This window comes from Streptomyces sp. NPDC030799, from assembly GCF_055572255.1.
The window spans coordinates 297,216-320,152 of the sequence record NZ_JBVIDS010000006.1; the positions used below are offsets into that span (position 1 = coordinate 297,216).

The 22,937-nt window shown below is 72.8% G+C and carries 23 protein-coding genes; 7 read left to right on the forward strand and 16 right to left on the reverse strand.

What is annotated here, in order from left to right; genetic code table 11:
• Positions 1–82 precede the first annotated feature (82 nt).
• The 3 genes from ACZ41I_RS17505 to sigE all read right to left on the reverse strand — a co-directional run bounded on the left by ACZ41I_RS17505 (position 83) and on the right by sigE (position 4,004).
• Positions 83–2,095 carry a S1C family serine protease gene (locus tag ACZ41I_RS17505; RefSeq protein WP_468514509.1) on the reverse strand — a complete coding sequence of 671 codons (2,013 nt, stop codon included), beginning with the start codon at positions 2,093–2,095 and terminating at the stop codon, positions 83–85.
• A 134-nt stretch (positions 2,096–2,229) separates the two neighbouring features.
• Positions 2,230–3,297 carry a zf-HC2 domain-containing protein gene (locus ACZ41I_RS17510; protein ID WP_468514510.1) on the reverse strand — a complete coding sequence of 356 codons (1,068 nt, stop codon included), beginning with the start codon at positions 3,295–3,297 and terminating at the stop codon, positions 2,230–2,232.
• The gene (gene sigE, locus ACZ41I_RS17515) at positions 3,294–4,004 is read right to left on the reverse strand and encodes an RNA polymerase sigma factor SigE (protein ID WP_363216022.1); all 711 of its coding nucleotides are present in this window, start codon (positions 4,002–4,004) and stop codon (positions 3,294–3,296) included. Before sigE ends, ACZ41I_RS17510 begins: the two co-directional genes overlap by 4 nt.
• Positions 4,005–4,238: 234 nt before the next feature.
• Between sigE and ACZ41I_RS17520 the strand changes: the two genes are divergently transcribed.
• On the forward strand, positions 4,239–4,937 hold the full coding sequence (locus ACZ41I_RS17520) for an O-methyltransferase (RefSeq protein ID WP_351239089.1): 699 nt from the start codon (positions 4,239–4,241) through the stop codon (positions 4,935–4,937).
• 87 nt (positions 4,938–5,024) lie between these two features.
• Here the strand turns inward: ACZ41I_RS17520 and ACZ41I_RS17525 are convergent, their stop codons facing one another.
• Complete coding sequence (locus ACZ41I_RS17525) at positions 5,025–5,192, reverse strand: DUF3117 domain-containing protein (protein ID WP_018544333.1); 168 nt, start codon at positions 5,190–5,192, stop codon at positions 5,025–5,027.
• Positions 5,193–5,564: 372 nt separating this feature from the next.
• On the opposite strand from ACZ41I_RS17525, the gene chcB reads away from it, so the two are divergent.
• On the forward strand, positions 5,565–6,368 hold the full coding sequence (gene chcB / locus ACZ41I_RS17530) for a 2-cyclohexenylcarbonyl CoA isomerase (RefSeq protein ID WP_363216021.1): 804 nt from the start codon (positions 5,565–5,567) through the stop codon (positions 6,366–6,368).
• A gap of 207 nt (positions 6,369–6,575) precedes the next feature.
• Here the strand turns inward: chcB and ACZ41I_RS17535 are convergent, their stop codons facing one another.
• From ACZ41I_RS17535 to ACZ41I_RS17545, 3 genes are read right to left on the reverse strand one after another with little or no spacing between them, the layout of a single operon-like run.
• A complete protein-coding gene (locus ACZ41I_RS17535) occupies positions 6,576–7,235 on the reverse strand; it encodes a GNAT family N-acetyltransferase (protein WP_468514511.1) in 660 nt (219 codons plus the stop codon).
• A complete protein-coding gene (locus tag ACZ41I_RS17540) occupies positions 7,228–7,818 on the reverse strand; it encodes a DNA-3-methyladenine glycosylase I (protein WP_468514512.1) in 591 nt (196 codons plus the stop codon). The genes ACZ41I_RS17535 and ACZ41I_RS17540 overlap by 8 nt, the downstream gene beginning before the upstream one ends.
• Positions 7,815–8,171: a DivIVA domain-containing protein gene (locus ACZ41I_RS17545; RefSeq protein ID WP_363216018.1), complete on the reverse strand. Its 357-nt coding sequence runs from the start codon at positions 8,169–8,171 to the stop codon at positions 7,815–7,817. Before ACZ41I_RS17545 ends, ACZ41I_RS17540 begins: the two co-directional genes overlap by 4 nt.
• A 136-nt stretch (positions 8,172–8,307) precedes the next feature.
• On the opposite strand from ACZ41I_RS17545, the gene folP reads away from it, so the two are divergent.
• Positions 8,308–9,168: a dihydropteroate synthase gene (gene folP, locus ACZ41I_RS17550; protein ID WP_468514513.1), complete on the forward strand. Its 861-nt coding sequence runs from the start codon at positions 8,308–8,310 to the stop codon at positions 9,166–9,168.
• 180 nt (positions 9,169–9,348) lie between these two features.
• Here folP and ACZ41I_RS17555 read toward each other — a convergent pair whose 3' ends face one another.
• Both ACZ41I_RS17555 and dapE read right to left on the reverse strand, forming a co-directional pair.
• Positions 9,349–10,107 carry an LOG family protein gene (locus ACZ41I_RS17555; protein WP_363216016.1) on the reverse strand — a complete coding sequence of 253 codons (759 nt, stop codon included), beginning with the start codon at positions 10,105–10,107 and terminating at the stop codon, positions 9,349–9,351.
• Between the two features lie 104 nt (positions 10,108–10,211).
• Positions 10,212–11,291 carry a succinyl-diaminopimelate desuccinylase gene (dapE, locus tag ACZ41I_RS17560; RefSeq protein WP_363216015.1) on the reverse strand — a complete coding sequence of 360 codons (1,080 nt, stop codon included), beginning with the start codon at positions 11,289–11,291 and terminating at the stop codon, positions 10,212–10,214.
• Between the two features lie 97 nt (positions 11,292–11,388).
• Between dapE and ACZ41I_RS17565 the strand changes: the two genes are divergently transcribed.
• Positions 11,389–12,381 carry a VldE C-terminal domain-containing protein gene (locus ACZ41I_RS17565; protein ID WP_468514514.1) on the forward strand — a complete coding sequence of 331 codons (993 nt, stop codon included), beginning with the start codon at positions 11,389–11,391 and terminating at the stop codon, positions 12,379–12,381.
• A 287-nt stretch (positions 12,382–12,668) separates the two neighbouring features.
• Entirely contained in the window at positions 12,669–13,088 is a 420-nt protein-coding gene (locus ACZ41I_RS17570) for an ATP-binding protein (protein ID WP_363216013.1), read from the forward strand.
• A gap of 105 nt (positions 13,089–13,193) precedes the next feature.
• On the opposite strand, the gene ACZ41I_RS17575 is transcribed toward ACZ41I_RS17570, so the two are convergent.
• Together ACZ41I_RS17575 and fdxA are read right to left on the reverse strand one after the other, a co-directional pair.
• Entirely contained in the window at positions 13,194–14,291 is a 1,098-nt protein-coding gene (locus ACZ41I_RS17575; RefSeq protein WP_399764267.1) for a bifunctional succinyldiaminopimelate transaminase/glutamate-prephenate aminotransferase, read from the reverse strand.
• Between the two features lie 136 nt (positions 14,292–14,427).
• Positions 14,428–14,748, reverse strand: a complete 321-nt coding sequence (fdxA, locus tag ACZ41I_RS17580) for a ferredoxin (RefSeq protein WP_023546973.1) — start codon at positions 14,746–14,748, stop codon at positions 14,428–14,430.
• Positions 14,749–14,888: 140 nt separating this feature from the next.
• Here fdxA and ACZ41I_RS17585 point away from each other — a divergent pair, with 140 nt between their 5' ends.
• Positions 14,889–15,965 carry a GNAT family N-acetyltransferase gene (locus ACZ41I_RS17585; protein WP_363216011.1) on the forward strand — a complete coding sequence of 359 codons (1,077 nt, stop codon included), beginning with the start codon at positions 14,889–14,891 and terminating at the stop codon, positions 15,963–15,965.
• Between the two features lie 7 nt (positions 15,966–15,972).
• A complete protein-coding gene (locus ACZ41I_RS17590; protein ID WP_399764262.1) occupies positions 15,973–16,839 on the forward strand; it encodes a transglutaminase family protein in 867 nt (288 codons plus the stop codon).
• A gap of 39 nt (positions 16,840–16,878) precedes the next feature.
• Here the strand turns inward: ACZ41I_RS17590 and ACZ41I_RS17595 are convergent, their stop codons facing one another.
• The 5 genes from ACZ41I_RS17595 to ACZ41I_RS17615 form a co-directional block, all read right to left on the reverse strand.
• Entirely contained in the window at positions 16,879–17,493 is a 615-nt protein-coding gene (locus tag ACZ41I_RS17595) for a response regulator transcription factor (RefSeq protein WP_363216009.1), read from the reverse strand.
• Positions 17,490–18,680, reverse strand: coding sequence for a sensor histidine kinase (locus ACZ41I_RS17600; protein ID WP_468319559.1), 1,191 nt, complete (start codon positions 18,678–18,680; stop codon positions 17,490–17,492). Before ACZ41I_RS17600 ends, ACZ41I_RS17595 begins: the two co-directional genes overlap by 4 nt.
• A 5-nt stretch (positions 18,681–18,685) precedes the next feature.
• Entirely contained in the window at positions 18,686–19,426 is a 741-nt protein-coding gene (locus ACZ41I_RS17605; protein ID WP_363216008.1) for an ABC transporter permease, read from the reverse strand.
• A complete protein-coding gene (locus tag ACZ41I_RS17610; protein ID WP_399764255.1) occupies positions 19,423–20,352 on the reverse strand; it encodes an ABC transporter ATP-binding protein in 930 nt (309 codons plus the stop codon). The genes ACZ41I_RS17605 and ACZ41I_RS17610 overlap by 4 nt, the downstream gene beginning before the upstream one ends.
• A 137-nt stretch (positions 20,353–20,489) precedes the next feature.
• Positions 20,490–22,886, reverse strand: a complete 2,397-nt coding sequence (locus ACZ41I_RS17615) for a hypothetical protein (protein ID WP_399764252.1) — start codon at positions 22,884–22,886, stop codon at positions 20,490–20,492.
• Positions 22,887–22,937 lie beyond the last annotated feature (51 nt).

A 22,937-nucleotide genomic window follows, 5' to 3' on the forward strand; every position in this document is an offset into this window, starting at 1 on the left:
CGGTCGCTCAACGGTACCCGGCGTTCCTGTCCGACCGGTACCGTCCCTAGGTGAGACTTCTGTCAGTTCTGCTCCAGAGGTGTCAGTTCTGCTCGGCGGCGCCCAGCCGGAGCGGGACCTGCCGGTCGGCGCCGTCGCGCCGGACCGTCAGCCCCAGCCGGTCACCGGGCCGGTGGGCGCGGATCTTGACGATCAGCTCCTCGGCCGTGTGCACGCGCTGTCCGTCGACCTCGGTGATGACGTCGCCCGGCTTCAGACCGGCCCGTTCCCCGGGGCCGCCCCGGGTCACGGCGGGCCCGCCGCCCGCGCTCTTGCTGTCGATGCGTGCGCCGTCACCGGTGTACGCCATGTCGAGCGTGACGCCGATCACGGGGTGGGTCGCGTGGCCGTCGTTGATCAGTTCCTCGGCGACGCGCTTGGCCTGGTTCACGGGGATGGCGAAGCCGAGACCGATCGAGCCGGCCTGGCCGCCGTCCGAGTCGGAGCCGCCGTCGGCCGAACGGATCGCGGAGTTGATACCGATCACCTGGGCCCGGGAGTCGAGGAGCGGGCCGCCGGAGTTGCCCGGATTGATGGGCGCGTCGGTCTGCAACGCGTCGACATAGCTGACGTCGCTCCCGTCGCCCTGCTCTCCACCTGCCGTGATGGGCCGCTCCTTGGCGCTGATGATGCCGGCGGTGACGGTGTTGGCAAGGTCGAAGGGGGCGCCGATGGCGACGACGGGGTCACCGACCCGCACGTCGTCGGAGTTGCCGAGGGGCAGCGGGGTGAGCCCGTGCACGCCGTGGATCTGGACGACCGCGAGGTCGTAGCCGCTGTCGCGGCCGACCACCTTGGCCTTGACGGTGTCGCCGCTGCTGAAGGTCACGGTTATCGCGCCGCCCGATCCGGCGGGGGCGACGACGTGGTTGTTGGTGAGGATGTGGCCCTGGGTGTCGAGCACGAAGCCGGTGCCGGTGTCCGACTGGTCGGTCCCGGTGACGTGCAGCGTGACGACGCTGGGCAGCGCCAGGGCGGCTATCGCGGCCACGCTGCCCGGCGGCCGCCCGGCGGGCACGCCTGCGGCCCGCGGCAGTTCTACGTCACCGCCCAGGTCCTGGCGTTCGACATACGCACCGACGACCCCGCCGATGCCGGCGGAGAGGAGGGCGACCACGAGAGTCCACACGAGCATGAACCGCTTCGCCCGCCGATTGCGCTGCTTGTCCGTCAGCGCCCCGGCACCGGTCTGCTGCAGTCCTCCGTGCACCAGCACCTGCTCGGTGGGCGAACCGACGGCCCAGGGGTCGTAACGCCGAGCCCCGCTCCCCACGGAGCCGACCGAGGCCGGGGAGCCCACGGGGGCGGGGGCGCCGGTCGCCGGTGCGGGGGTCTCCGGCGCGGGTGCCGATGCCAGGGGCGCCGGCGGAGCCGTCGGTGTGGGTACGGGCGTCCCCTGCGCCGAGGTGGTCGCGGGGTGCTGTACGGGTGGTGCGGGCGCCCAGGGGCCGGGCTCGCCGTATGGCGGGGTGCCGTAGGGGTCGGGGTCGTGCAACGGCTTCGGCCGCTCGGCGGGAGCTGCCCAGGCAGACTCTCTCTGCTCGCACGACTCGTCCACCGCCGGGCTCGCGTCCAGCCCAACACCACTCACCATGGGCCGACCCGCCTCAGCACCACCCGCCGGGCTCGGCGTCGGCTCAGCACCGCCCCCCGGACGCCCCTCCACCTCGGCGCCGCTCGCCAGGCGCCCGCCCCCCTCGGCAGCACCCGCCGGGCTCGGCGTCGGCCTGGCCAGTTCGAAGTCGCCGTCGGACAGGGTCTCGGTGCCGTCCGCCGCGGTCCCGGCCGAGCCGGACTTCGTCGGCTCGGCGTCCACCGAACCGACCGGACGGGCCAGGGCGAAGTCGCCCGACGAGACGTCAACCGTCCCGGAGCGCCCCGAGTCCGGATGGGGCTGTGCGGGGCCCTTCGGCTCGCCCGCAACCGGCCCGCTCGCGCCCGGTGTTCCGTCCTCGTCCGTGGTCCCGTGTGCCGCGGCGTCGATGCGGTGGGCCGGTGTCACGCCCGCCGCCTGCTCCGGTCCGGCCTCCGGCGGGACACCGTTGCCCTCGTTCATGCTCTCCCCACGGCTGGCCGTGGCCGCGTGCTTCGGCGGCGGCCACGGAACGTCGACTACGCCCCCGGGTCATCGCCGCGGGAACGGCCCTCACCGGATTCAACCAGGTTCGCGGGCCATGGCGCAGCGGCCGGTCAGGGCGTCGGGCGGGCTGTGGAGGAGGAGGGCGAGGGAGCGGACGGGGTGTCGGGGACGGGGGCGGACAGCAGTCCGGGGGCGGACACTCCGGGGATTCTCGACCAGGCGGCGAGCGGGTAGACCACGGTGTCGTCGAGCGGGCGTATCAGCGGGGAGACGGCGGCCGCACCCGCCGTCACCGGCGCGGTCAGGCCACGCATGGCGTCGCCCTGGGTCTGGCCGGTGCCGGAGAACGGCAGGCCGGGCACCAGCGGGGCGGACATGGAGGTCGGGGCCGCCGGTGTCCGTCCGAGCTGTCCGCTGCCCTGGGCGAGCAGCGGTCCCACCGCGCGACGGCGCCGGCTGTCGGCCGTGGCGGCGCCCGTGCCGGTGCCGGCGGAGCGCGCCGGGAGCACGTTGGTGCCGGTGCCGGATCCGCCGCGGGCGTCCACGGTGGTGTCCCCGGGGATCGCGGTGGTCACGCCGCCGAGGGCGACCGCGGCCAGTGAGACCGCGCCGGCGGCGGCGAACGCGAACCGCAGTCCGCGCGAGGCGGAGCGGCCGTCGTCCGGGCGGCCGACGGGATGGATGCGGAAGCCGCGCTCCTCGGGTGCCAGGACGGCGTGGTCCGGGCCGACGGGGGCGGTGCCGTGCGGGCGGGCGGGGACGTATCCGAACGCGAAGCGCTCGCCGCGCCTCATTCCGAAGACGCCGAAGGCTCCGAAGGAACCGAGGACGCCGGAGGTGCCGGCGGATCCGGTGGTGTCGTCGTCGGGGCCTTCTGCGAAGAGTCCGCCCCCGTGCGGCGACATGCCGTCGCCGCCCGGGTCACCTCCCCCCGGGAGGCCCTGGAGGCGGGCCAGGAGGCTCGCCGAGGGCGGCGGCGGGGCCGCCTCCGCGAACACGTTCTTCAGCGCGCGCTGGGCGTCCGCCTCCGCCTTGCACCGGGCACAGGTGGCCAGGTGCGCGAGGACCCGCTCACGCGTCTCATGACCGAGCTCTCCGTCCACCAGGGCGGAGAGCCGGTCTCCCAGGTGCTGCTCTGCGAGGTGTGCCTCGACAGGTTTCGGCCGTGATCCACTCACGCGGTCGCGCCCCCTCCCCCCAGAGCGGGGACACGGGCCAGGAAGGTACGCCGCTCGGCGGCGCGGGCCTCCGGGGAACGGTGTGCGAGCGCCTTGCGGAGCTGGGAGCGGCCCCGGTGGATACGGGAGCGGACCGTGCCGAGCTTCACCCCGAGGGTCGCGGCGATCTCCTCGTACGACAGGCCCTCGATGTCGCACAGGACGACGGCGGCGCGGAACTCGGGCGCGAGGGTGTCCAGGGCCTGCTGGACGTCGGCGTCGAAGTGCGCGTCGTTGAAGAGCTGCTGTGGGGTGGGCTCGCGGCTGGCCAGGCGCTCGGCCGCGTCCTCGCCGAGGGCGTCGAAGCGGATGCGCTGCTTGCGCCGGACCATGTCCAGGAAGAGGTTGGTGGTGATGCGGTGCAGCCAGCCCTCGAAGGTGCCCGGCGAGTATGTCGACAGGGAGCGGAAGACACGGACGAAGACCTCCTGGGTGAGGTCCTCGGCGTCGTGCTGATTGCCCGTCAGGCGGTAGGCGAGCCGGTAGACCCGGCCGCTGTGGGTGCTGACGATCTCCTCCCACGTGGGCGGAGTCCACGCCTGCCCGTCCGCGTCGGTGGAGAAGGTCGCGGTCTGGGTCTCGCCTGCGGCGAAACCGGCGTGGTGGTCAGCAGCGGTGTCGGTCACGGATTTCGGCCTGCCCGCCGACCCGAGGAAGCGCCGCAGCACTCCGCCCCGATCCCCGGGCGCAGCCGCACCTCCCCTGTCGGCTCTGGTGGTGTCCAGTGGAGCCCCTACCATAGCCACCTCGCCCGTTAGCTCCGGATAAGCGGTTTTACGAGAATTTGATACTCGCTGATACGGCTCGTGCTGCTGCGTCAGGAGTTGCTCGGTGTCCTGATCCACCTCTCCGCCCCCGTCGCGTCGCCGGCCACCGTCTCATCCCTATAAACGCCCGGTCCCATCTGCGGGTTCCCGACACCAACGGATACAGTCACGCCCAGGCAACCATGGGGACGGGAGAGGGTCATTACCGGCAACCGGCAGACGAGCTGGGCGTTCGCCGACGCCTTTGTCGCCGAGGACGAAGCGCTGCGGTGGGCCCGTGACCGGGCCCGCGAGGCAGGGCTGCGCTCGGTGTCGCCCGGCACGGGCGCAGCGCTGCGTCTGCTCGCCGCCTCCGTGGACGCGAAGGCGGTCGCGGAGATCGGCACCGGCTGCGGGGTGTCCGGGATCCATCTGCTGCACGGGATGCGCCCGGACGGCGTGCTCACCACGGTCGACCCGGAGCCGGAGCACCAGCAGTTCGCCCGGCAGGCCTTCCGCGCCTGCGGTTTCGCCAGCAACCGGGCCCGTTTCATCCCCGGCCGCGCCCTGGACGTACTGCCCCGGCTCGCGGATGCCGGCTACGACCTCGTCTTCTGCGACGGGGACCGGCTGGAGTACCTGGACTATCTCGCTGAATCGTTGCGCCTGCTGCGGCCCGGCGGTCTGGTGGTGTTCGAGGGTGTCTTCGCGAGCGGCCGTACGGTCGACTCGGGACCGCAGCCGACCGAGGTGCTCAAGCTGCGCGAACTGCTGCGCACGGTGCGCGAGAGCCAGGAGCTGGTGCCGTCGCTGCTGCCGGTGGGCGACGGTCTGCTGTGCGCCGTCAAGCGATGAGCGGCCCGCCGCGGGGGCCGGGAGACGCGACTGCCCCGGCACCGCGTACGATGCCGGGGCAGTCGGAAGGACACTGTCGCTGGGGCGTCAGACGACGACCTTCTTGAGGGCGTCGCCGAGCGCCTCGGCCTCGTCAGGGGTCAGCTCGACGACGAGTCGACCGCCGCCTTCGAGCGGAACGCGCATGACGATGCCCCGCCCCTCCTTGGTCACCTCGAGCGGGCCATCACCCGTCCGCGGCTTCATGGCCGCCATGCTCGTTCCCCTTCCTGAAACCAGCTCATCGTCTGCCGAGAGCCCTCGGAGGGCATCCGCGGTTCCGAAACGGACACGCGACACCGGCATCGAACACATTGCTTCCCAGCCATTATCCCGCATCGCAGGACCCGATGACCAACATCAGTCGGCATCGCTTGGGCAACGCGCGCGAGCAAAACCACCCAATTCGGGGATGTGGCTGCGATACTGCACCGCTGCACGGAGATCCGCGGAACAACTCCGCTCAGTTTTTCTTTGACGCAGGTCACACGTCCGGTCCGGCGCTCGGACGGCGATCTCCGCCATGCTGTCCTTCATACAGGGACGTACTGAGCGGTACGTCATCCGCGACACCGGAGGGGACATGCCATGGCCGACACCGTGCTCTACGAGGTGAGTGACGGACTCGCGACGATCACGCTCAACCGCCCCGAGGCGATGAACGCGCTGAACGTCGCGACCAAGGTCGCCCTCCGGGAGGCCGCGGAATCCGCGGCCGGGGACACGGCCGTACGGGCGATCCTGCTGACCGCCGCCGGGGACCGGGCGTTCTGCGTCGGCCAGGACCTCAAGGAGCACATCGGGCTGCTCGCGTCGGACCGTGCGACCGGGTCCGGGCAGACGATGAGCACGGTCAAGGAGCACTACAACCCGATCGTGCGGGCCCTCGCCGGGGCGGCCAAGCCGGTGGTCGCCGCGGTCAACGGCGTCGCCGCCGGGGCCGGCTTCGGCTTCGCGCTCGCCGCGGACTACCGGGTGGTCGCCGACACGGCCTCCTTCAACACCTCCTTCGCGGGCGTCGCCCTGACCGCCGACTCCGGCATCTCCTGGACCCTGCCCCGGGTGATCGGCCCGAGCCGCGCCGCCGACCTGCTGCTCTTCCCGCGCAGCATCAGCGCCCAGGACGCGCTGGAGCTGGGCATCGCCAACCGGGTGGTACCCGCCGCCGAGCTGCGCGCCGAGGCCGAGAAGACGGCGCGGGCGCTGGCCGAGGGGCCGACGGTGGCGTACGCGGCGATCAAGGAGGCGGTGGCCTACGGCCTCACGCACTCCCTCGCCGAGACCCTGGAGAAGGAGGACGAGCTGCAGACCCGCGCCGGCCAGTCCGAGGATCACGCGATCGCCGTGCAGGCGTTCGTGAACAAGGAGAAGCCGAAGTACCTGGGCCGGTGAGCCACCAGTAGGGGGCCGCGGGGCGCCGGACGGAGAGCCGGGGGCGGGGGCGGAGGACGGGCTCCCGGCCGCGGGTGCGTCGTGGCTGATCGCGCCCACGCGGCGGAGCCGCCTATCAGACACGGCCCCGCCCCTTCGGGGCTCTTGCGGCCGGCCGAGGGGGCGCGGGCTCATACGGGATCGCGGGCTGGTACGGGATGTCGCAGGCTAGTACGGGATGAGGAGGGCTTCCGCGCCCACCGGGCGGTATCCGGCTGCCTGGAAGGCACGCACGCTGCGGGCGTTGCCGGCGGCCTGCTGGGACCAGAGCCACTGGCCGGCGGGGACGAGGTGGCGGGCGGCCGTGGCCAGTGCACGGCCCAGGCCCCGGTGGCGTACGTCCTCGTCCACCTCGATCGCCGTCTCCCAGCGGCCCGCCACGCCCCGGCCGAGGACGACCACTCCCCCGTCCGCCGCCCAGACGCGGACGTCGTCCCGGCGCCTGCGCGCGCCGTGCACGCGCGGGTGGTCGGGGTCGGTCAGTTCCCGCAGGTCCACCGGGGGGTCGCCGGGCAGGGAGCCGGCCACGGTGAGCAGGTCGACGCAGTCCGTCGACCGGCCCGTGCGCTCCAGGAACGCGGCCAGGAAGCGGGGGTTCATGGCCGCCGCCAGCTCGTCGCAGTCGAGGGACGCGAGCGTGCCGCGCACCCAGTGCGGGTCCTCGTCGGTGAACACCACGGAGTGCGCGGTGAACGCGATCACTCCGGCGTCGCGGTGGCTCGGCTGCGGCACGACGGTGACCCCGCCGTCGGGCGGCGGGAAGTGGCCGCGGGCCGCCGCGTCCAGGATGCCGGCCAGGGTCGGCGGCCGGGACATGCGGTCAGGCATCCGCGCCTCTCGCCACGCACGTCTCCAGGTGGTCGTCGACCAGGCCGCATGCCTGCATCAACGCGTACGCCGTGGTCGGGCCGACGAATCTGAGGCCCCGTTTCTTCAGGGCCTTGGACAGGGCCGTCGACTCCGGGGTCACGGCCGGGACGTCGGCGAGGGTCTGCGGAGCCGGGCGGCCGGCCGGGTCGGGGGCGTGCGACCAGATCAGCTCGTCCAGCTCGCCCTCGGCCCAGTCGGCGAGCACGCGCGCGTTGGCGAGCGTGGCGTCGATCTTGGCGCGGTTGCGGATGATGCCGGGGTCGGCGAGCAGCCGTTCCCGGTCCTCGTCCGTGAACGCGGCGACCTTCTCGATGCGGAAGCCGGCGAAGGCGGCGCGGAAACCCTCGCGGCGGCGCAGGATCGTGATCCAGGACAGGCCCGACTGGAAGGCTTCCAGGCTGATCCGTTCGAAGAGGGCCTCGTCGCCGTGGACCGGGCGGCCCCACTCCTCGTCGTGGTACGCCACATAGTCCTCGGTGGACAGGGCCCAGGGGCAGCGCAGGGCGCCGTCGGGCCCGGCGAGGGCGGCGCCGGCGGTCATCGCTCGTCCTCCGGGTGGTCGCGCTTGTCCGGGCGGGCGTGTGCGGCGGCGGCTCTCGCGCCGGCCAGCGCGGACTCCAGGTCGGCGATACGGGCGTCCCGCTCGGCGAGCTCGGCGGCGAGCCGGCCGAGGGCGTCGTCGACGTCCGCCATGCGGTAGCCGCGCGGGGCGACGGGGAAGCGCAGGCTCTCCACGTCCGCACACTCCACCGGGCGGTCCGGGGGCAGCGGGTCCTGCAGCCGCTCCGGCGCCACCTCGGGCAGCGGGCCGCTCCCGCTGCCGCCCACCACGGCGAGTGTCACCGCGGCGACCACGACCGCCAGCGCGACGACCAGGAACAAGAACATCACCATCGCCAGGGTCCCCACGCTCTCTGCCGGACGTTGTGCCGGACGCTGAATCTCTCAGGGTCCGATCGTGCCATGCGAATCTGACAGTTAGGGTCGCAGGCGGCCGTACTGCGGGACGTACTAGGAGAGGTCACAGCGGATGCTCAGGCTGGGCAGGCGGGAATTCGGGCCCCATGAGCCGGTGATCATGGCGATCGTGAACCGGACTCCGGACTCCTTCTACGACCAGGGGGCCACCTTCCGCGACGAGCCGGCCCTCGCACGCGTGGAGCAGGCGGTGGCCGAGGGCGCCGCGATCGTCGACATCGGCGGGGTGAAGGCCGGGCCGGGCGAGGAGGTCACGGCCGAGGAGGAGACGCGGCGCACGGTCGGTTTCGTGGCGGAGGTACGGCGCCGCTTCCCGGACCTGATCATCAGTGTGGACACCTGGCGGGCCGAGGTCGGCGAGGCGGTGTGCGAGGCGGGGGCGGATCTGCTGAACGACGCGTGGGGCGGCGTGGACCCCGGGCTCGCGGAGGTCGCCGCGCGGTACGAGGTGGGGCTGGTGTGCACGCATGCCGGGGGTGTGCAGCCGCGTACGCGTCCGCATCGGGTGGCGTACGACGACGTGATGGCCGACATCCTCGACGTCACCGTGGGTCTGGCCGAGCGGGCGGTGTCGCTCGGAGTGCCGCGTGAGTCGGTGCTGATCGATCCCGGGCACGACTTCGGGAAGAACACGCGGCACAGTCTGGAGGCGACGCGGCGGCTCGACGAGATGGTCGCGACGGGGTGGCCGGTGCTGGTGTCGCTGTCCAACAAGGACTTCGTCGGGGAGACGCTGGACCGGCCGGTGAAGGAGCGGTTGATCGGGACGTTGGCGACGACCGCGGTGTCTGCGTGGCTCGGGGCGCAGGTGTACCGGGTGCACGAGGTGGCCGAGACGCGGCAGGTGCTGGAGATGGTGGCGTCGATCGCCGGGCACCGGGTCCCTGCGGTGGCCCGGCGGGGTCTGGCCTGAGCACCCATGGGCGCCGCCCCCTCGCCCCCCGTCTCCCACCCACCCGTCCCGGTCGGCTGACAGGCTGAGGCGGAAGGCCGGGGTGGGGAGCAGAGCACCGGCCGCCACCCCCGCGCTTCCAGCCGATCCCCGGGGCGAGCTGAGCCCCGGGCACCCGTGGGCCTCGGCCGAAGCCCCGCGCTAGCGGGCCGCCTCCTTCGACACCAGGGCCACTGCCTCCTCCACCTCGTCGGTCACGTGGAACAGCAACAGGTCCTTCTCCGCCGCCTTGCCCTGCGCCACCAGTGTGTTCCGCAGCCAGGACACCAGGCCGCCCCAGTACTCGGTGCCGAAGAGGACGATCGGGAAGCGGGTGACCTTCTGGGTCTGGACCAGGGTGAGCGCCTCGAAGAGTTCGTCGAGCGTGCCGAGGCCGCCGGGCAGGACCACGAACCCCTGCGCGTATTTCACGAACATCATCTTGCGGACGAAGAAGTAGCGGAAGTTCAGGCCGATGTCGACGTAGGGGTTGAGTCCCTGCTCAAAGGGCAGTTCGATGCCGAGGCCGACCGAGACGCCGCCCGCCTCGCACGCGCCCTTGTTGGCCGCCTCCATCGCGCCCGGGCCACCGCCCGTGATCACCGCCCAGCCGGCTTCCACCAGGCCCCGTCCGAGCCGCACCCCCGCGTCGTACTCCGGCGAGTCCACCGGCGTACGGGCCGAGCCGAACACACTGATGGCGGGCGGGAGTTCCGCCAGCGTGCCGAAGCCCTCGATGAACTCCGACTGGATCCGCAGAACCCGCCAGGGATCGGTGTGGACCCAGTCCGTGGGGGCGCGCTCGTCCAGCAGCCGCTGGTCGGTCGTACTGGGCATCACCTGGCCGCGACGCCGGAGGACCGGTCCGAGCCGCTGCTCGTCCGGCGGCTGCTTCTTCCCCTCGGGGTTGCCGGTAGCCATGTGCGCTCCCTCCGCTTGCCGGTAGTTCGATCTCAGACTAGATCCACGCGGGTTACGGAGGGGGGACGTGAGCATGTCCGGCATGCAGCGCGGGCGGCGGGGCGTTACGCGGTGAGCCAGTTCCGCAGGCGCTCCTCGCCCGCCAGGATCTTCGCCGTCTCCACCCGCTCGTCGCGCTTGTGCGCCAAGTGCGGGTTGCCGGGGCCGTAGTTGACCGCGGGCACGCCCAGCGAGGAGAAGCGGGAGACGTCCGTCCAGCCGTACTTGGGCTTCGGGGTGCCGCCGACCGCCTCGATGAAGGCCACGGCGGCCGGGTGGGAGAGGCCGGGCAGCGCGCCGGGGCTGTGGTCGTCGACCACGAACTCCGTCACCCCGCAGTCCGCGAACACCTCACGGACGTGCTCGATCGCCTCCTCCTCGGTGCGGTCGGGGGCGTAGCGGAAGTTGACCGTCACCACGCACTCGTCGGGGATGACGTTGCCGGCGACCCCGCCGCTGATGCCCACCGCGTTCAGGCCTTCGCGGTACTCCAGGCCGTCGATCAGCGGCCTGCGGGGCTCGTAGGCCGCCAGGCGGGCCAGGATGGGCGCCGCCGTGTGGATGGCGTTGGAGCCCATCCAGCCGCGCGCCGAGTGGGCCCGCTCGCCCTTCGTCTTCAGGAGCACGCGCAGGGTGCCCTGGCAGCCGCCCTCGACCTCGCCGTCGGAGGGCTCCAGCAGGACCGCGAAGTCGCCCTGGAGCCACTCGGGGCGGGCCTCGGCGACGTGCCTGAGGCCGTTCAGGTCGGCGGCGACCTCCTCGTTGTCGTAGAAGACGAAGGTGAGGTCGCGGTTGGGGGCGGGGACGGTGGCCGCGATGCGCAGCTGCACCGCGACGCCCGACTTCATGTCGCAGGTGCCGCAGCCCCACAGCACGCCGTCCTCGTCCAGGCGCGAGGGCACGTTCCCGGCGATCGGGACCGTGTCGATGTGGCCGGCCAGGATCACGCGCTCGGCGCGGCCGAGGTGCGTGCGGGCGATCACGTTGTTGCCGTAGCGGTCGACCGTGAGGTGCGGCAGCGCGCGCAGGGCGGTCTCGACCGCGTCCGCGAGCGGCTTCTCGGTGCCGCTCTCGGAGGGGAAGTCCACCAGCTGCGCGGTGAGCGCGGCGGCGTCGAGCGTGAGGTCAAGCGAGGTGTCGGCCATGGCGTCGACCCTAGCGCGCCGGTCGCGGGGGCCGGGGGCAAGCGCTGTCCGGCAACCCCGGGCGAGGGCCCGACGGTCCTCCAGTACCTTGTAACGCGTGCCAGAGCCGTCCCCCACCCGTCCCAAACGCCGCGGCCGCCTCTTCCGTTTCGCGGCGGCCCTGTTGGTCCTGTGCGGTGTCGCCGCGTACCTCGTGGTGCAGTACGTCACCGGAGGCGGTGGCGCCCGCGGCTGCAAGGTGGTCTCCGCCGACGGCGACGGGACGTCGTACGAGTTCACGCCGGAGCAGGCGGTGAACGCGGCGACGATCGCGGCCGTGGGCACCGGGCGCGGGATGCCCGAGCGGGCCGTGACGATCGCGCTGGCGACCGCCCTGCAGGAGTCGGGGCTGCGCAACATCGCGCACGGCGACCGGGACTCGCTCGGCCTGTTCCAGCAGCGGCCCTCGCAGGGCTGGGGCACCGAGCAGCAGATCATGGACCCCGCGTACGCGGCGGGCATCTTCTACGCACATCTGGCCAAGGTGCCGGACTACACCGCGCTGCCGCTGACCCGGGCGGCCCAGGAGGTGCAGCGCAGCGGCTATCCGGAGGCGTACGCCAAGCACGAGCCGGACGCGAAGCTGCTGGCGGCGGCGCTGACCGGCCGCGCGGCGGCCACACTGACCTGTGACGGGCGCCCGGAGCCCTCGGCCTCGGAGACGGGTCCGGACGCGGTGCGGGCCGCGCTGGTGCGCGACTTCGGGCGGGACGCGCTGCAGGAGACCGGTGCGCGGGTGGGTGGTACGCCCGTGCCGTCGCCGTCTCCCTCGCCGAGCGTGACCGCGACCGCGCACGGGCGGACGGTGACCGTTCCGGTGCCGCAGGGCACGAAGACGGACGCGAGCGGGCGCACCGGGCGCGAGCGGGGCTGGCAGCTGGCGCAGTGGGCGGTGGCGAACTCCTCGGCGCTGCACATCCAGCGGGTGTCGTACGCGGGGCGGGAGTGGACCGCCGGGAGCGGCGACGACTCGTGGAAGGCGGCCGCCACGGGCGGGGGCCGCAGTGCGGACAAGTCCGCGGCGGCCGTCCATATCGTGAGCGGACAGTAGTACGAGTGATCACTCCGGCGGGTTGTACGGCGCCGGTTCGGTGCGCATCCCGGGCGGGCCCGCCGCCGGATTCAGGATCCCTTGGAAATCAAAGGCTGTAAGGATTCTGCGGGATTTCGGGCGGACGCTCTTTGCCCGTTTTTATCCACACCTGATAATGCGATGCGTTATCCATTCTTTACCTGGGGCGTCCGCAACCTTCGCGGGCTTCGAGCGGTAGTCACGGCGTCCGAGCCGGACACGAGCCCGGACCACACACACCGTTCTCTCCCGTCGAATGGAGCATCATGTCCCTCCCTCTGACCCGCCGGATCGCCCGTGCCGCGCTGCTCGTCGCAGCGGGAGCGGCTGCCGGGGTCGGTGCGGCCGGCTCCGCCGGTGCGGCCACGAACCAGCCGGTGGCGACCCCGAACCTGAGCGGCGTGGCCGCCCCGGACACGGCGAACGTCGGCAACACCGTCGAGGGCGCCGCGCAGAACGCCACCACTCTTGCGGCCGCCACGGGCGGCACCGCGGTCGGGAAGACCGTGCCGGGCGCGGCCAAGACCGGCACCCGTGCCGTGAACAAGACGGCGCCGGTGGCGCGGAAGGCCGCTGGGGAAGTGGCCGGGGCGGCCGGCAGCGTCGTCGGGGACACGGCATCGTCCACGGCGAAGAGCGGGCTGCCGCAGCTGCCGGTGCAGGGTGGGGCGCTGCCGCTCGGCTGAGCGCCTGGCTTTGACCGGCGGACGGGGTCCGGGGAGTTCCCCGGACCCCGTCCGCCTTTGTGTCCACACCGGCGGTACAGCGAGCGGTACGGCGGCGCCTGGCGGTCAGGCTGTCAGGCGGGACACCGCTGCCCGGACGCGTTCGTCCGTGGCTGTCAGGGCCACTCGGACGAAGTTCTTGCCCGCCTCGCCGTAGAAGTCGCCCGGGGCCACCAGGATGCCGAGGTCGGCCAGGTGGGCGACCGTGGTCCAGCAGGACTCGTCCCTCGTGACCCAGAGGTACAGGCTCGCCTCGCTGTGTTCGATGCGGAAGCCGTGGCCGAGCAGAGCGGCTCGCAGGGCCTCACGGCGCGCGGCGTAGCGCTCGCGCTGTTCGTGGACGTGGGTGTCGTCGGACAGCGCCGCCACCACCGCCGCCTGGGTCGGCGCGGAGGTCATCATGCCGCCGTGCTTGCGGATCTCCAGGAGCGGGCCGAGAACGGCCGGATCGCCGGCGATGAAGGCCGCGCGGTAGCCGGCCAGGTTGGAGCGCTTGGAGAGGGAGTGGACGGCGACGATGCCGTCGTAGGAGCCGCCGTTGACGTCCGGGTGCAGGACCGAGACCGGGTCGCTCTCCCAGCCCAGCTCCAGGTAGCACTCGTCGGAGACCAGCAGGACGCCGTGCTCGCGGGCCCAGGCGACGATCGCGGTCAGGTCCTCCTTGGGGACGACCTTGCCGGTGGGGTTGGACGGGGAGTTCAGCCAGAGGAGCTTCAGGCCCGTGGGGTCGAGGTCGCGCGGGTCGTCGTAGGTCTCGTAGTCGGCGCGGGCGAGGCGGGCGCCGACCTCGTAGGTGGGGTAGGCCAGGCGCGGGTAGGCCACCTTGTCGCCGGGGCCGAGGCCCAGCTGGGTCGGCAGCCAGGCCACCAGTTCCTTGGAGCCGACGACCGGCAGGACATGGCGGTGGGTGACCTCGCGGGCGCCCAGGCGGCGCTCCAGCCAGCCGGTGATCGCGTCGCGCAGCGCCGGGGTGCCCCAGACGGTCGGGTAGCCCGGCGAGTCGGCCGCGTCGACCAGGGCCTTCTGGATCAGTTCGGGCACCGGGTCGACGGGGGTCCCCACGGAGAGGTCGACGATCCCGTCGGGGTGGGCGGCGGCCGTCTTCTTGTACGGCTCCAGCTTGTCCCAGGGGAAGACGGGGAGCCGGTCGGAGACTGCGGACACGGGAATCAGGCTCACTTTCGTACGGTGCGGCAAACGCCTCGGTCCCGTACGGCGGTGATCAGGCCGACGGGGGCTGATCGGGCCGTACGGGACCGAGGCGGCGCGGTTGCGGGCGGCCGCTAGGCGCTCAGAACGGTCACTCGCCCTGCGGCGGCAGCGCGGCGACGAAGGGGTGGTCCCGCTCGATCAGCCCGAGCTTGCTGGCGCCGCCGGGAGAGCCGAGCTCGTCGAAGAACTCGACATTCGCCTTGTAGTAGTCCTTCCACTCCTCCGGGACGTCGTCCTCGTAGAAGATCGCCTCGACCGGGCAGACCGGCTCACAGGCACCACAGTCGACGCATTCGTCCGGGTGGATGTACAAGGACCGGGAGCCCTCGTAAATGCAGTCGACCGGGCACTCCTCGATGCACGCCTTGTCCTTCACGTCGACACAAGGCTGCGCGATGACGTAGGTCACGCTGTCGTTCCTCCTCGATAGGGCGCTGGCGGGCCTCCTCAGGCTCCGCCGCCTGGCGCGCGGGAGCGCGGCGTCGTCGATGCCCGCCCCTAGTATCTCCGTTCCGGAGCATGATCCGAACAGGAGGGGTGAACTGACCAGTGGAATTCTCGGCGGCAGGACGGCTGGAAGTCCGAATCACCCCCGCTGACGTGGGAAAACGAGTCTCCGTACGGCGCTTGAGCGAACCTGGGGCGACGCAGGAGAAGTTCACCGACACGGTCGGTGTTCTCACATCATGGGACAACGGCGTGCTCATGATCACACGGCGGGACGGGCGGAGTGTCCGGATCGCCGAGTCTGCCCTGGTCGCGGGCAAGGTGGTACCGGCCGCCCCGGCGCGCCGCCGGGGTCCCGCCGCATCGTACGAGGAACTCGCTCCCGTCGTCTCGCGCGGGTGGCCACCGCTGGAGACCGAGCGGCTCGGACAGTGGGAGCTGCGGGCCGCGGTCGAGGAGGTGCCGCCCGCAGGGCGTCCGGCCGGGGCGGTGGCCGGGCGACGGGCGGGCTTCACTCGGCGGGCCAACAGTGTGCTGCCCCTCGGCGATCCGGGCGTTCCGCTCGACGCGGCCCTTGCGGCCGTACGACGCTGGTACGACGAGCGTGGCCTGCCCGCCCATGTGCAGACGGCCACCGGAGCCGAGGGCACGCAGGAGCTGCTGTGCACGGAGCTGGAGCGGCGCGGCTGGGTGCGGGAGGTGACGGCCGAGGTGTGGACGGGTGCCCTGGCACCGGTCGCGGACCGGGCCGAGGGTGCCGGTGTGGTGCTGTCCCGGCAGGCGGACGAGGCGTGGCTCGCCCGGTATCAGCGCAAGGGGGTGAGCGAGGTGGCCCTGCGGGTGCTGGGGGGTGGCCCGTCGGTGTGGTTCGCGTCCGTGCCGGGTGCGGAGGGCGAGCCCCCGGCGGCGATCGGGCGGTGTGTCGTGGACGGGCGATGGGCCGGTTTCGCCGCCGTGGAGGTGGCTCCCGGGCGGCGCCGGGAGGGGCTCGCCACGGAGGTGATGGCCGCGCTGGCCCGGCGTGCGCTGGACGAGGGCGCGTCGGCGGCCTGGCTGCAGGTCGAGACGGACAACGAGGGCGCCCGCGCGCTCTACACGGCGCTGGGCTTCGCACCGCACCACGTGTACCACCACTACCGGGCGCCGGAAGAGCACAGCGACACCCGTGGAAGGGCATGAGCCTGCCATGCGCCCTCCGTATCTCCCGCCGCCGTATCCGCCCCCGCCGGAGCGGTCGGCCGAGCTGCGCCGCAGGTTCGCCGAGGAGGCCCGGTCCGAGCGGCCGGACCTGTCGGCGCTGTGCCTGCTGATCGGCGCCCAGGCGGACGGCTCGCTGGACGAGACCGGCATCGACGCGGCCCAGGCGGAACTGGACCGGCTCGCGGGCGAGCTGCCGTACCGGCCGGGCGGGCCGCACGCCTGGGCGGAGGCCGTACGACGGCTGCTCGGGGCGCGCTACGAGTTCCACGGGACGCCCGGCGACTACCAGCGGCTGGAGTCCTCCCTGCTGCATGAGGTGCTGCGGCGGCGGCGCGGGCTGCCCATCCTGCTGTCGGTGGTGTGGCTGGAGGTCGCGCGGCGGGCGGGGGCTCCGGTGTACGGGGTCGCGCTGCCGGGGCACTTCGTGGTGGGGTTCGGCGCAGCCGACGAGCAGGTGCTGGCCGATCCGTTCGACGGCGGGCGGGTGCTGACCGGGACCGACGCGGACATGCTCGTGGCCGGGGCCACGGGGGCGCCCCTGGACGCCGCCATGCTGGAGCCCGCGGCACCGCTGGACGTCGTGCAGCGGATCCTGAACAACGTCCGCGCGTGGGCCACGGCCCGGCCCGAGCGGTCGGACGTGGCGCTGTGGTCCGTGGAGCTGGCCCTGCTGGTACCCGCGCATCCGGCACGGCTGCGGTACGAACGGGGGCAACTGCTGGTGCAGCGGGGTGAGTTCGTGTCAGGTGCGCAAGAGCTGGAGCATTACGCCGACTTGATCGAGGTGGTGGACGAGCCGGCCGCGCACAAGGTGCGGCAGCAGGCGCACACCGCTCGCGCGATGCTCAACTGACCAGCCGGTCGGGGTGCAGGAGGTGCAAGCGGGGGGTGTTCACAGCCATCCCTTCTCCCGGGCTGTCCGCACCGCCTCCGCCCGGTTGCGCACCGCGAGCTTCTGGATGGCCGTGGAGAGGTAGTTGCGGACCGTGCCCTGGGAGAGGTGCAGGGTCCGGGCCAGCTCGGCGTTGGTCGAGCCGTCGGCCGCCGCGCGGAGCACCTCGCGCTCGCGCTCGGTCAGCGGGTTCGCGCCCTCGGCGAGCGCGGCGGCGGCCAGCGTGGGGTCGATGACCCGTTCGCCGGACAGCACCTTGCGGACGGCCTCGGCGAGCTGGGCGGCCGGGGCGTCCTTGACGAGGAAGGCGTCGGCGCCGGCCTCCATGGCGCTGCGCAGATAGCCGGGGCGGCCGAACGTGGTCAGAACGACCAGTTTGACCTGCGGGAACTCCCGGTGGACCTGGGCCGCCGCCTCGATGCCGGTGCAGCCGGGCATCTCGATGTCGAGCAGCGCCACGTCCACGCCGTGCGCGCCGACGGCCCCGAGCACCTCGTCCCCGCGCGCGACCTGGGCGACGACCTCGATGTCGTCCTCCAGGCCGAGCAGCGCGGCCAGGGCCTCGCGGACCATCGACTGGTCCTCGGCGAGGAGAACCTTGATCGTGCTCGTCATGCCCCGGATCCTACGTCCCCCGCAACGACCGCGGGGACGCGGGCGACCAGCCGGAACCCGTGCTTGATCCGGCCCGCCTCCAGGGTGCCGCCGGCCTTCTCCAGCCGCTCGGTCAGACCCGTCAGGCCGTTGCCCGGACCGTTGCCCGCACCCCCTGATCCGTTGTCCTCGACGGAGAGTTCGAGCATCGGGCCGTCCAGGGTCTGGCGGTGGGTGAGCTGGACGAGGCACTTGTCGGCGCCGCTGTGCCGGACCACGTTGGTGACCGCCTCGCGCAGCGCCCAGGCGAGCACGGACTCGGCCTCCTCGGGGACACCGGTGAGGTCGGGTTCGGCGGGCATCTCGGCGGTGACGCCGGCGGCGGTCAGTGCGACCTGGGTGCCGGCGAGTTCGGCGGCGAGCCGGGGGCGCCGGTAGCCGGTGACGGCCTCGCGGACGTCGACCAGGGCCTGCCGGCTGACCTGTTCGATGTCGGCGACCTGCTGGGCCGCCTTGTCGGGGTGGTCGGGCAGCATCCGGCCGGCCAGCTCGCTCTTCAGCGTGATCAGGGAGAGGGAGTGGCCGAGCAGGTCGTGCAGGTCGCGGGCGAGGCGGAGGCGTTCCTCGTTGGCGGCGAGGTGGGCCACGGTCGCCCGTGCCTTGCGCAACTCGACGGTGGTACGGATGAGTTGACCGACGCCGACCATCGCGAAGCCGATCAGCGGGACGAGGAGCAGGCTCTCGTCCGGCTTCTCGTGCCAGCGCAGTCCGACGAGGAACATCACCGCGGTCGCCGCGGGGATCGCCCAGAACGCGGCTCGGACCGGCAGGGTGGCCCCGCAGGCGACCGACAGATAGATGAACAGGCCGACCCATGCGCCGCCGAGGGTGTACGTCAGCAGGGGGGCGAGGACGCCCAGGACCGCGAGCAGCGAGACGACGACTCGTGGAGCGAAGGACCGGCCGATGTTCCGGAAGACCAAGGTCAGGTAGGCGGTGACGAAGACGGCGAGGCCGATCCCGCCGGCCACCGTGGCGGCCAGGGTGTGGTGGCCCGAGGCCAGGTCCTCGACCGGTGAGCTGAGGAAGATCAGCCAGACACCGATCCACAGCACCTTGACCACCAGTTCGCGCCGGTTGCGGGGCCCCTGCCCGATCCGCACCTGGTGCTCCGGCCGCTGCTCGGCGGCCCGCGGGTCTTCCGTCATCGTGCTCACGCCTTCAGCGTGTCCTTCCGGTACAGCCAGGCCGCGCCGCCCGCGAACAGGACAAAGTAGACGGCGAGGACGGCGATGTCCGTCGCGCTCGGAGCCTGGCTCTGTTCGATGGCCCGTCCCAGAGCAGCGTACGCGTGCGTGGGCAGCCACTTCGCGATGTCCTGCAGGAACTTCGGGAAGGTGGTGGACGGCATCCACAGGCCGCCGAGGATCGACAGACCGAAGTAGACGATCATGGTGATGGGGCGGACCGCGTCACCGGAGGCCAGGTAGCCCAGTGCGACGCCGAGCGCGGCGAAGACGAGGCTGCCGGCCCAGATGACGCCGGTGAGGGCGAGCCACTGCCAGGCGTCCAGGTGGACGTGCTTGATCACGGCGGCGGCGAGGAACACCACGATGATGGACGGCAGGCTCACCACGGCGGCGCTGGCGGTCTTGGCGAGGACATAGCCGCGTCCGGGCAGCGGGGTGAGCCGCAGCTGTCGTACCCAACCGCTCTCGCGCTCCTTGGCGATGCGCTCGCTGTTGCCCATCAGGACGGCGGTCAGGGCGCCGAAGGAGGCCATGGAGACCATCAGGTACGTGGCGACGGTCAGGCCGGTGTCGTCGACCTTCTGGTCGGAGCCGGAGCTGCTGGAGAAGATCAGGAACAGGATCGCGGGATAGAGCACCGAGAAGAACAGGAACTTCTTGTTGCGCAGGGCGCGGGCCAGTTCGAGCTTGATGAGCGCGGTCATGACTGCTTGGCCTCCTCGGCCTCCGTGATGGCGACGAAGGCCTGCTCCAGGCCGAGGCCGGCGACTTCGAGGTTGCGTGGGTAGACACCGAGGCCGTACAGGGCGTGGACGGTGGCGTCGGCGTCGGACGACTGGATGCGGACGGTCTGGCCCGACACGTCGATCGAGGTGAGGAACGGCAGGGCGCGCAGGGCCGCCTCGTCGATCTCGCCCTCCAGGTCGAAGGCGACCCGGCGGGCGCCTGCCTTGGCCTTGATCTCGGCGGCGGTGCCGTCGGCCAGGAGCCGCCCGCGGTGCAGCACCAGGACCCGGTCGGCGATGGCGTCGGCCTCTTCGAGGTAGTGGGTGGCGAACAGGACGGTACGGCCCTGGTCGGCCTGTTCGCGCATGGTCGCCCAGAAGGCCTGGCGGGCGGAGACGTCCATGCCGGTGGTCGGCTCGTCCAGGATGATCAGGTCGCTGTCCCCGGCGGTGGCGAGGGCGAAGCGGACGCGCTGGGCCTGGCCGCCGGAGAGCTTGTTGACCTTGCGGTCGGCGATCTGCGCGATACCGGCGCGTGCCATGACGTCCGCGGCCTTGTACGGCTTCGGGTGCAACGAGCAGCCCAGCTTCACCAGTTCCTCGACGGTGACCTCGTCCATCAGCCCGCCGCTCTGCAGCATCGCCCCGACCCGCCCGGCGACGATCGCCTCCCGCGGGGTGCCGCCGAACAGGCTCACCGTGCCGGTGTCGGGGTGCTTGAGGCCGAGGAGCAGGTCGAGCGTGGTGGACTTGCCGGCCCCGTTCGGGCCGAGGAGGGCGACGGTCTCGCCCGGGTACAGCCGGAGCGAGAGCCCGTCGACGGCCCGCACGCTCCCGTACGTCTTGGTCACCTGGTCGAAGCCGACCACCGGGGTGGTGGTGGCCGGTGCCGCAGTTGTCGTCATGGCATCCATGCTGGCGGCGGGGGCCGGATGCCGGGCAGTGTCGGGGGTCCTCGGTACCCGATGACAGATGTCACGCGGAACGGGTGACGGACAGGGCGAAGGGGGGCGCCCGGCGGACGCCCCCCGTGTACGCCGGACTAACTGGGGTTCGTGTCGATGACCGCGACCCGGTTGGTCTTGCTGATCAGGGCCTGGCGGAGGGCGACGTAGACCTCCTGCGGGGTGACGGGGGTCTTCTTGCCGTTGCCGCGGGTGATGAGGACGCCGTCGAAGGCCTTGCCGTACAGCTGCTTCAGGGCCGCCAGGTCGGGCTTGTCGACCAGCTTGCCGTCCGACGTGGGCACCACCCTGAGGAACTTCCAGAGCGATTTCTCCGGGCTCATCAGCACCACGTGCCCGGCGCCCGCCGACACGGTCACCCGGCCCGACATCGCCGGCTGCGCGAACTCCTTCATCTCGCGGTCGACCTCGGCCTTGGACACCGTCGGCTGCTTGGTGGTCGTCGGGACGGTGACCGCGGTCGCCGTGTCCGTCTCCACCATCGTGCGGTAGGCCTGCTCGACCGCCTTGGTCGACTGGACCGCGTCGATGGCCTTGCCCGCCTTGCCGTAGACGGCGACGGCCGCGCCGGGCTTGAAGTCGATGCCGCCCTCGGTGACCGAGCCGGAACCGCCGCCCGTCTGCTGCAGGGCCGCCTGCAGCTTCTCCTCGTCCACCGGCATCTCCGGGTCGATCACCCGCTTCTGCCCGAAGAGCGAGCCGATGACGTGGACCGGGTTGTAGTCGCTGGTCGCGGCCTTGCTCACGGTGGCCTGGAAGTCGAACTGGAGACCGGCGTTCTCCGGGGTGATGCTGACCGTGTTGCCGCCGACGGAGAGCTTCAGCGGCTTTTTCACCCGGTTGCCGAAGGCGTCGTCGAGCTTCTTGACGGCGTCGTCACGGGTGCCGCCGCCGATGTCCACGCCGAGGACCGTGGTGCCCTTGGGGACGTCGGTGTGGTTCATCAGCAGTCCGGCGCCGTAGGCACCGCCCGCGACGACGACCACGCCGGCGCCCAGCAGCACCAGCTTGCTGCGGCCCTTCTTCTTCGGCTTGGCCTGCGCCTTGGGCGCGGGGGACGGCTCCGGCCGGGCCGGGCCGTCGGGCCGCGCGCCGCCGAACGGGGAGCCGGCGGCGCCGGGGACGACCGGGATGCCGCTGGTGACGGTGTGTCCGGAGACGTTGTCGACCGGACGGTAGCCGGGCGTGCCCGGCTCGGGGGCCGGCTTCTGCGGGGTGAGGATCGCGGTGTCGTCGCTGAGCCCGCCGGACTGACCGGGACCGGAGAGGCCGCCGGGCTGTCCGCCGGGGCCGGCGTGCGGACCGCTCGGACCACCAGGACCGCCGGGGCCCGCGGGACCTTCGAGGTCGGCCAGATCGGCGAGGGCGCTGCGGGGGGCCCGGGTGCTCCGGTCGCCGGGGCCACCGTAGCCGCCTCCCGTGCCGGGCGCACCGGCGGAACGGGGACCGTCGTCGAAGGGTTCGCCGCCGGCTCGGCCGCCGGCCGACGGGGCGAGGGGGCCGTCACCGGTGACCGGGCCGCTGGTGGGGCCGGCCGGGCCCTGCGGGCCGCCGGGACCGCCCTGGCCACGCGGGCCGTTGAAGCCGCTGGGACCGCCGGGGCCGTTGGGTCCGCTCGCGCCCGCCGTACCGCCGAAGCCGTCGTGACCGCCCGCACCGCCCGCGCCGGTACCGCCGAAGGTGTCCTGGCCGCCGTTCTCCGAGAAGTAGGGCAGGTCGTCGCGGCGCGGTTCGCCGCCGGACGCGCCGGGGCGGGAGCCGCCGCCCAGCGGGCCCGCGGCCAGTGCCTCGGTCACGTCGAAGGAGCCGGTGCCGCCGCCGTGTCCGGGGGCGACGGGGCCGCCGGTGGCACCGGGCAGGCCCTTGCCGTTCGTGCTGCCGGAGCGGGAGGCGCCCGGGACGCTCATGGAGCCGACCACACCGCCGGGACGGCCACCGCCGGGGCGGGCGCCGGTGGTACCGGTCGCACCGGATGCTCCCGGACCACCCGAACGGGTGCCCGACCCGCCGGAGGCAGTGGTGGAACCGCCGGGCAGCCCGGCCCCGTTCGTGCCGCCGCCGGCCGGACCGCCCTTGCCGGCGCCGGACTTGCGGGGGGCGAACCAGTCGCTGGTCTTCTCCTCGGCCTGGGCCGTGGGCTCGGCGGCGGGCTCGGCGGTGCCGGTGCCGTCGGTGGTGGTCCGCTCGGCAGCGGGCCGCGCGTCGGCGGGCGCCTGGTCCCCGGCGCCGTCGGCATCCGCGACGGGCTTGCGCACGACGACCGGCGGGATGGGCCGGGATCCGGGGATGTTGATGCGGATCCGGGTCGTCAGCGTGGTCTCGGTCTTCTTCTCCTCCGGCCGCGTGCCCGAACGGCCCGCGTCCGCACCGTCACCGGAAGCCATGGGGGTCCCGTACGGCGGCGTGCCGGAGGGGTATGCGGCTCCGCCGCGCCCGTTGGGCCCGGAGGACGGAGTGTCAGTTTCACGACTCAAGGCAGGTTCTCCCAGTTGGCTCCACCGCCCGACACGACCTCACGGTGGAGG